The organism is uncultured Aggregatibacter sp. (assembly GCF_901873365.1).
Classification (GTDB): domain Bacteria; phylum Pseudomonadota; class Gammaproteobacteria; order Enterobacterales; family Pasteurellaceae; genus Aggregatibacter.
Map to the genome: position 1 here is coordinate 60929 of NZ_CABFLM010000126.1, position 6785 is coordinate 67713.

8 protein-coding genes are annotated in these 6785 nt (G+C 44.6%); 4 read left to right on the forward strand and 4 right to left on the reverse strand.

Annotated features, from left to right (window positions below; genetic code table 11):
• The first annotated feature begins 7 nt into the window (after positions 1 to 7).
• From dnaG to QZ106_RS10195, 4 genes are all read left to right on the forward strand, one after another.
• The gene (gene dnaG, locus QZ106_RS10180) at positions 8 to 1768 is read left to right on the forward strand and encodes a DNA primase (protein WP_295976693.1); all 1761 of its coding nucleotides are present in this window, start codon (positions 8 to 10) and stop codon (positions 1766 to 1768) included.
• A 75-nt stretch (positions 1769 to 1843) separates the two neighbouring features.
• Positions 1844 to 3703 carry an RNA polymerase sigma factor RpoD gene (rpoD, locus tag QZ106_RS10185; RefSeq protein WP_295976694.1) on the forward strand — a complete coding sequence of 620 codons (1860 nt, stop codon included), beginning with the start codon at positions 1844 to 1846 and terminating at the stop codon, positions 3701 to 3703.
• Between the two features lie 526 nt (positions 3704 to 4229).
• Positions 4230 to 4397, forward strand: a complete 168-nt coding sequence (locus QZ106_RS10190) for a hypothetical protein (protein ID WP_209363545.1) — start codon at positions 4230 to 4232, stop codon at positions 4395 to 4397.
• Positions 4387 to 4680 (forward strand): type II toxin-antitoxin system RelE/ParE family toxin, encoded by a 294-nt coding sequence (locus QZ106_RS10195; RefSeq protein ID WP_295976695.1) that lies wholly within the window; start codon positions 4387 to 4389, stop codon positions 4678 to 4680. Before QZ106_RS10190 ends, QZ106_RS10195 begins: the two co-directional genes overlap by 11 nt.
• Positions 4681 to 5326: 646 nt before the next feature.
• Here QZ106_RS10195 and QZ106_RS10200 read toward each other — a convergent pair.
• The 4 genes from QZ106_RS10200 to QZ106_RS10215 all read right to left on the reverse strand — a co-directional run bounded on the left by QZ106_RS10200 (position 5327) and on the right by QZ106_RS10215 (position 6675).
• Positions 5327 to 5623: a type II toxin-antitoxin system RelE/ParE family toxin gene (locus tag QZ106_RS10200; RefSeq protein ID WP_295976696.1), complete on the reverse strand. Its 297-nt coding sequence runs from the start codon at positions 5621 to 5623 to the stop codon at positions 5327 to 5329.
• The gene (locus tag QZ106_RS10205) at positions 5616 to 5801 is read right to left on the reverse strand and encodes a hypothetical protein (RefSeq protein WP_295976697.1); all 186 of its coding nucleotides are present in this window, start codon (positions 5799 to 5801) and stop codon (positions 5616 to 5618) included. The genes QZ106_RS10200 and QZ106_RS10205 overlap by 8 nt, the downstream gene beginning before the upstream one ends.
• A gap of 437 nt (positions 5802 to 6238) precedes the next feature.
• Entirely contained in the window at positions 6239 to 6400 is a 162-nt protein-coding gene (locus QZ106_RS10210; protein ID WP_295976698.1) for a hypothetical protein, read from the reverse strand.
• Between the two features lie 5 nt (positions 6401 to 6405).
• Positions 6406 to 6675, reverse strand: coding sequence for a hypothetical protein (locus QZ106_RS10215; RefSeq protein WP_295976699.1), 270 nt, complete (start codon positions 6673 to 6675; stop codon positions 6406 to 6408).
• Between the last annotated feature and the right edge of the window lie 110 nt (positions 6676 to 6785).

The window sequence follows — 6785 nt, forward strand, 5'->3', positions numbered from 1 at the left end:
ATACTCGATGAAAGGTTCCATTCCCCGCACATTTATAGACGATATTTTAACCAAAACGAACATCGTCGATTTAATTAATTCCCGCGTAAAACTGAAAAAAGCCGGCCGTGATTATCAAGCCTGCTGCCCGTTTCACCATGAAAAAACGCCCTCTTTTACCGTGAGCGATAAAAAGCAGTTTTATCATTGCTTTGGTTGTGGTGCGCACGGCAATGCCATTTCCTTTTTAATGGAATATGACAAGCTGGAATTTGTGGAAGCGGTGGAAGAACTGGCGGGGTTTCTCGGCTTGGAAATTCCCTACGAAAAACGACCGCACTTTAACGATAACGGCAAGCAGGTTAATTTCCAAACTAAGCGAAATCTATATGAGTTAATGCAGGAAATCGCCAAATTTTATCAGCAACAATTGCCGTTAAATATTCCGGCACAAAGTTATCTGCAACAGCGTGGTTTATCAGCGGAAATCATTGATCGTTTTCAAATCGGTTATGTGCCAAATGCCATGGATACCGTGTATCGTCAATTCGGCAAAACCCGTGAAGAACAACAAAAACTGTTCGATTTAGGCATGTTGTCGCGCAATGATCGAGGCAACGTGTACGACAAATTCCGTAATCGGATTATGTTCCCCATTCGTGATCGTCGTGGGCGTACGGTCGCGTTTGGTGGGCGCGTGTTAACCGATGAAAAACCAAAATACTTAAACTCACCGGAAACTATTACCTACCACAAAGGCAGTGAACTCTACGGTTTATTTGAAGCTTTACAGGCGGACGATTCACCCCAAAAACTGCTGGTGGTTGAAGGCTACATGGACGTGGTGGCATTGGCCCAATTCGGTGTGAATTATGCCGTAGCCTCTCTTGGCACTTCCACGACGTCGGAACAAATTCAATTACTTTTTCGCGCCACCGAACAAGTGATTTGCTGTTATGACGGCGACCGCGCGGGACGAGATGCCGCATGGCGCGCCTTAGAAAATGCGTTGCCTTATTTAGAAGACGGGCGGCAGCTAAAATTTATCTTTTTACCGGACGATGAAGACCCTGATAGCTTCATTCGTCAATACGGTAAACAAGGCTTCGAGGAATACATTGAGAACGCGCAATCCTTGAGCGAATTCTTGTTTGCGCACTTAACTCCGCAAGTGGATTTTTCCTCAAAAGAGGGCAAAGTGAAACTTGCCGCACTGGCGATTCCGCTAATTAAGCAAATTCCGGGTGATGTATTGCGGTTGGATTTGCGTAATACGCTTGCGAAAAAATTAGGCATTTTGGATCCAACACAGCTGGAAAGTCTGCTCCCGAATCCCGCAAAACCACACAATGAAACCACCGTGCCGACCATGCAGTTTAAGCGCACGCCAATGCGGATTCTCATTGCGTTATTGTTACAAAATCCGGAATTGGTGAAATTCATACCGGATTTGGAACCGCTCAAAAACTTAGACGAGCCGGGCTACGATTTACTCACAGAACTGACCGCACTTTGTCGTGAAAAAATTGGCATTAGTGCCGGTCAACTGCTGGAGCATTGGCGCAATACACCCCAACAAGGGACGCTTGAAAAATTGCTGGCGTGGAACCATTTGATTGAAGACGATAAGATCGAAGACACGTTTCGCGAAACATTGCGTTATTTTTATCTGCAACTGGTGGATAAGCGCATCCAATGGCTCATTGCAAAAGATCGTGCGGAAGGCTTGGATCTTAACGAAAAGCAAGAGCTTTCACATTTGTTAGTAAAAAAACAAGAAAAGAAATAGTTAAACCCTAGTAAGAATGCTAAAATCCCTAGCATTTTATCTTCACTAAATAAGTCAGCAAGGCGGATATTAAATATGGATCAAAATCCACAATCTCAATTGAAACTACTCATCGCACAAGGGAAAGAGCAAGGTTATTTAACTTATGCCGAGGTCAATGACAGCCTGCCTGAAGAATTAGTCGATGCGGATCAGATTGAAGATATTATTCAAATGATTAACGACATGGGCATTCAGGTGTTGGAAGCCGCACCGGATGCCGATGATCTGATGCTCAACGAAAATATCGCTGATGAAGATGTTGTCGAAGAAGCCACCCAAGTGTTATCCAGCGTAGAAGCAGAACTTGGTCGCACCACTGATCCTGTGCGGATGTATATGCGCGAAATGGGAAGCGTGGAATTGCTCACCCGCGAGGGCGAAATTGACATCGCCAAACGCATCGAAGAAGGCATTAACGAAGTGCAAAGCGCCGTTGCCGCCTATCCTGAAGCCATTACCAATCTCATTGACCAATATGACGCAGTGGAAAGAGGGGAAGCCCGCTTAGCGGATTTGATTACCGGTTTTGTTGATCCGAATGTCATCACCGAAGCTGACAATGCCGAATTAGACGAAACCTTCGCGTCAGATGAAGAACGCGAAAGTGTCGATGCGACAGATGAATTAGAGGACGAAGAAAGCAACGAAGAAAATAGCAGTGATGAAAGCGATAGTGATAACAGCATTGATCCTGAAGTTGCGCGCGAAAAATTCACCGTACTTAAAGATCAACATCAAAAAACACTGGCAAGCATTGCAAAACACGGTCGCACCTCAGCCAAAACCAAAGCGGAAATTCAAGTATTATCTGAGATTTTCACCACATTCCGCTTAGTGCCGAAACAGTTTGATGCCTTAGTATTGCGTATGCGCGACATCATGAAGCAAGTGCGCAACCAAGAACGCACGATTCAAAGAATCGTGGTGGATAATGCCAAAATGCCAAAAGCGACTTTCCAAAAAAGCTTTATCGGACACGAAACCCAAGACGTTTGGCTGGTGAAAGCCTTGGCAGCAGGAAAGTCTTGGTCGGAAAAATTAGTGCAATATGAAGCGGATTTACGTCAGGCGATTGCCAACTTAGTTCAAATTGAACAAGACACCAACCTCACCATTCAGCAAATTCGAGACATTTGCGAACGCATTTCGCAAGGTGAACTCAAAGCACGCCGTGCCAAAAAAGAAATGGTGGAAGCGAACCTGCGTTTGGTGATTTCCATTGCGAAAAAATACACCAACCGTGGTTTGCAGTTCCTTGATTTAATTCAAGAAGGCAATATCGGCTTAATGAAAGCTGTGGATAAATTTGAATACCGCCGTGGTTACAAATTCTCCACTTATGCCACATGGTGGATTCGTCAGGCGATTACGCGTTCTATCGCCGACCAAGCCCGCACCATTCGCATTCCGGTGCATATGATTGAAACCATCAACAAACTCAATCGTATTTCTCGCCAAATGTTGCAAGAAATGGGACGTGAAGCCACACCGGAAGAACTGGCAGAGCGCATGGGCATGCCGGAAGACAAAATCCGCAAAGTGCTGAAAATCGCCAAAGAACCGATTTCCATGGAAACCCCAATCGGCGATGACGACGACTCCCATTTAGGCGATTTCATCGAAGATTCCACCTTGGAACTGCCATTGGATTCCGCCACCGCACAAAGCCTAAAAGCCGCCACACACGAAGTGTTGGAAGGTTTAACACCGCGTGAAGCGAAAGTGCTTCGTATGCGTTTCGGCATCGACATGAACACCGACCACACATTAGAAGAAGTTGGTAAACAATTCGATGTAACCCGTGAACGTATTCGTCAAATCGAAGCCAAAGCACTACGCAAATTGCGCCACCCAAGCCGCTCCGAAACCTTACGCAGCTTCTTGGATGAATAGCGAACACATCAACGCACAACACCAAACAAAGAGAGGAAAGGAAACCTTCCTCTCTTTTTATTTACCCGTAGCGTGCAACTCCCTTTTTTATGGCGCGCGTTTCCTAACGCGTGCCTTTTATATCAATCGATTATCGGCACACGCTGTGAAGCGTGCGCCATCAAAAGCCTTGAAAATAAAAGAATCGTAGCGTGCAACTTGTTGCACGAAATCGTCAATCACACACCGAGGTGGAATTTCCCCGTAGCGTGCAACTCGTTGCACGAAATCATGAATGCCCCTTTTTGATGGCGCGCGTTTCCTAACGCGTGCCTTTTATATCAATTGGTTATCGGCACACGCTGTGAAGCGTGCGCCATCAAAAGCGTTGAATAACACTCCGTGCGTGGTTCGGTCGTGCATCAAGATGCACGCGACACTTCACAACGTAAAAATACGCTCAAAAATCACCGCACTTTATGGGTAGCTTGCGTGATAATTGCAGGAATTGTAGAATGAAACCAAACTTCAACGAACAGGGAATCCTATGCAAATCACCCTCTCATCTCCGCCTGTATTCAAACAAAAAGAGCCGTATTACACCGAGGAAGAACAGCGTCTGCTCGAACAGTTAGAAAACGGCTCAGTGAAATCCATTGCACATGAACAAGTTATGGCAAATTTACGCCGAGAATTAAAGCTCGATGAAGTTTGATTACCTCATTAAATGGCATAGCGTGGCGGAGGAAAAATTACGCAACCAAGCTCGCTACATTCTACAACAATCCCAAAATAGGCTTATCGCAGAGCATTTTTACGATGCCGTTAAAAGCGAAATAGACAAGCTTTCCTACACAGCAGATGTTTACCGGCTCAGAAAGAAAAAAGAAATTCCCCTATTGAACGGAAAATACATCGTTAAATTTCTTGTCGGCGCACACACCGTTTATATCATCGACTTCAAATCCGCAAAACAACAACATTATTCCACCCCGTAGTGTGCAACTTGTTGCACGAAAAAACACGCATAAAAACCACCGCACTTCATTCCGTACCGAGGTAGAATCATTCTCTCCCGTAGCGTGCAACAAGTTGCACGAATAAAAACGCTCGTGAGAACAATCGGTCGTGCATCAAGATGCACGCTATATGGTGACCGAGGTGTGTATGGTGGATAAATGGAGGAAATAAAAAGCCCGATAATTGATTACCGGGCTTTCTTAAAAGACATCTTGATGAATTCGGTGTGTCGAACCATAATAATTTCACTTTCAAGGGGCAATCTTGAAAGTGAGTGTAAGGCTTAAACCTTACAATGAAGAGGATAATATAATGTTGAAGACCATTATCCTAGTTATCGTGTTGTTGCTCTGGTCTTTGCCGGCTTACTAACTCGATAACTTACTGGGGGAGGACGAGTCCCCCAGTTCTTCAAAATTATGGCGTATCACAAAAAAATTGTCAATTAACGAAATCCACCCCGCAACGCCGGATCGCCTCAAAAAACACACTCAAAAATCACCGCACTTTACAATACTAATCCCCGTAGCGTGCAACTCGTTGCACGAAATCGTGAATACCCGAAAGGGGTTGAATAATGTTCCATGCGTGGTTCTTTCGTGCATCAAGATGCACGCTACGCACTTAAGGTGAAAATGAGGGTTGGGGATAAAGCCGGCGGCTATGAACTACCGTTTTGATATACACGGTTTCTTCAACAACGCAATAAATAATACGATAATTTCGACAAAAGGCTTCACGCTCACCGTCTTCGCGCAAACGACCGATGGCATCAGGCATAAAGGCAATCAAACGGAAGGTTTTTTCAAATTCGGCGAGGAGTTTTTCCGGAGTAGAAATAAACCCGGTGAATTCGTAAACATTGGCGAGGATTTCATTGATATTGTCTGTGGCGAGTTTAGACAAAATCACATTAGCCATAAACCGACTCGTGTTGCTCATCCAACTGCGCGAGTTCGGCCGCTTTCTGTTGAATGGTGTGTTGCCATGTTGCGCGCGCCTCTTCTAACGAATGACAACGCCCCATCAGAATATCCTCATTGCCTCGCGCAATATTCTCAGCTAAAAATGCGTCATACCCTTTTTCAGTCAGCAACATTATTTTCTCCTCAATAAATTGCGTTTTACTATAATCGTGCGCCCCCACAAAATCAACTCCCGTAGCGTGCAACTTGTTGCACGAAATCGCAAATCACGCACCGAGGTGGAATCTGTCGTGCATCAAGATGCACGCTACAATATGAATCTCCCCTTTTTGATGGCGCGCGTTTCCTAACGCGTGCCTTTTATATCAATCGATTATCGGCACACGCTGTGAAGCGTGCGCCATCAAAAGGGAAATCGGTCGTGCTACGCACGAAATCATGAATATCCGAAAGGTGGTGAATCACGTTCCGTGCGCGATTCGGTCGTGCATCAAGATGCACGCGACACACTAGATGAAGTTTGAATGCTTGTTTTTTAAGCGGATATTTATTTTAGGCATAAAAAAACGGCTAGCCTAAAACTAACCGTTTATATCCTTTATTAATTACATTACGCTACTTTTCTATTTTCCTTTTTCGGACCATGCGTTTCATCGCCTTTGAAAAGATAACGCTCATCTGCTAGCATTTTGGGTGCGACTTTGAGAAGTAAATCCATAACTTCACCACTACGTTTGTACACCTCTTGAGTGGAATATTTTCTCTCTTTCATTTTACTTACTCCTTTTCTCTTAGATGTTCTTCTAAAGCCTCTAACGAAATTATCAAATCTTGGCAACCGTCTTCGATAAACCCGAATCGGCGATAGTAATCGCGCAAGGCATTGTTACCTTCTTCCACATCAACTAACTTTATATACTTGCCATCCAGCTTTTTCATAAAAATAAGGCAAGCAAATAGTGAATATAGGAACATTTTACCTTTCAGAACGAAATCGTCAATCACGCACCGAGGTGGAATTTTCCCGTAGCGTGCAACTTGTTGCACGAATAAAAACGCGTGTGAGGGCAATCATTCGTGCATCAAGATGCACGCTACAATATGAATCTCCCCTTTTTGATGGCGCGCGTTTCCTAACGCGTGCCTTTTATATCAAT

What these genes read in the sequence shown, in the direction of transcription:
- dnaG (WP_295976693.1), top strand. Translation starts at nt 8, where the DNA reads ATGAAAGGTTCCATTCCCCGCACATTTATAGACGATATTTTAACCAAA.
- rpoD (WP_295976694.1), top strand. Translation starts at nt 1,844, where the DNA reads ATGGATCAAAATCCACAATCTCAATTGAAACTACTCATCGCACAAGGG.
- QZ106_RS10190 (WP_209363545.1), top strand. Translation starts at nt 4,230, where the DNA reads ATGCAAATCACCCTCTCATCTCCGCCTGTATTCAAACAAAAAGAGCCG.
- QZ106_RS10195 (WP_295976695.1), top strand. Translation starts at nt 4,387, where the DNA reads ATGAAGTTTGATTACCTCATTAAATGGCATAGCGTGGCGGAGGAAAAA.
- QZ106_RS10200 (WP_295976696.1), bottom strand. Translation starts at nt 5,623, where the DNA reads ATGGCTAATGTGATTTTGTCTAAACTCGCCACAGACAATATCAATGAA.
- QZ106_RS10205 (WP_295976697.1), bottom strand. Translation starts at nt 5,801, where the DNA reads ATGTTGCTGACTGAAAAAGGGTATGACGCATTTTTAGCTGAGAATATT.
- QZ106_RS10210 (WP_295976698.1), bottom strand. Translation starts at nt 6,400, where the DNA reads ATGAAAGAGAGAAAATATTCCACTCAAGAGGTGTACAAACGTAGTGGT.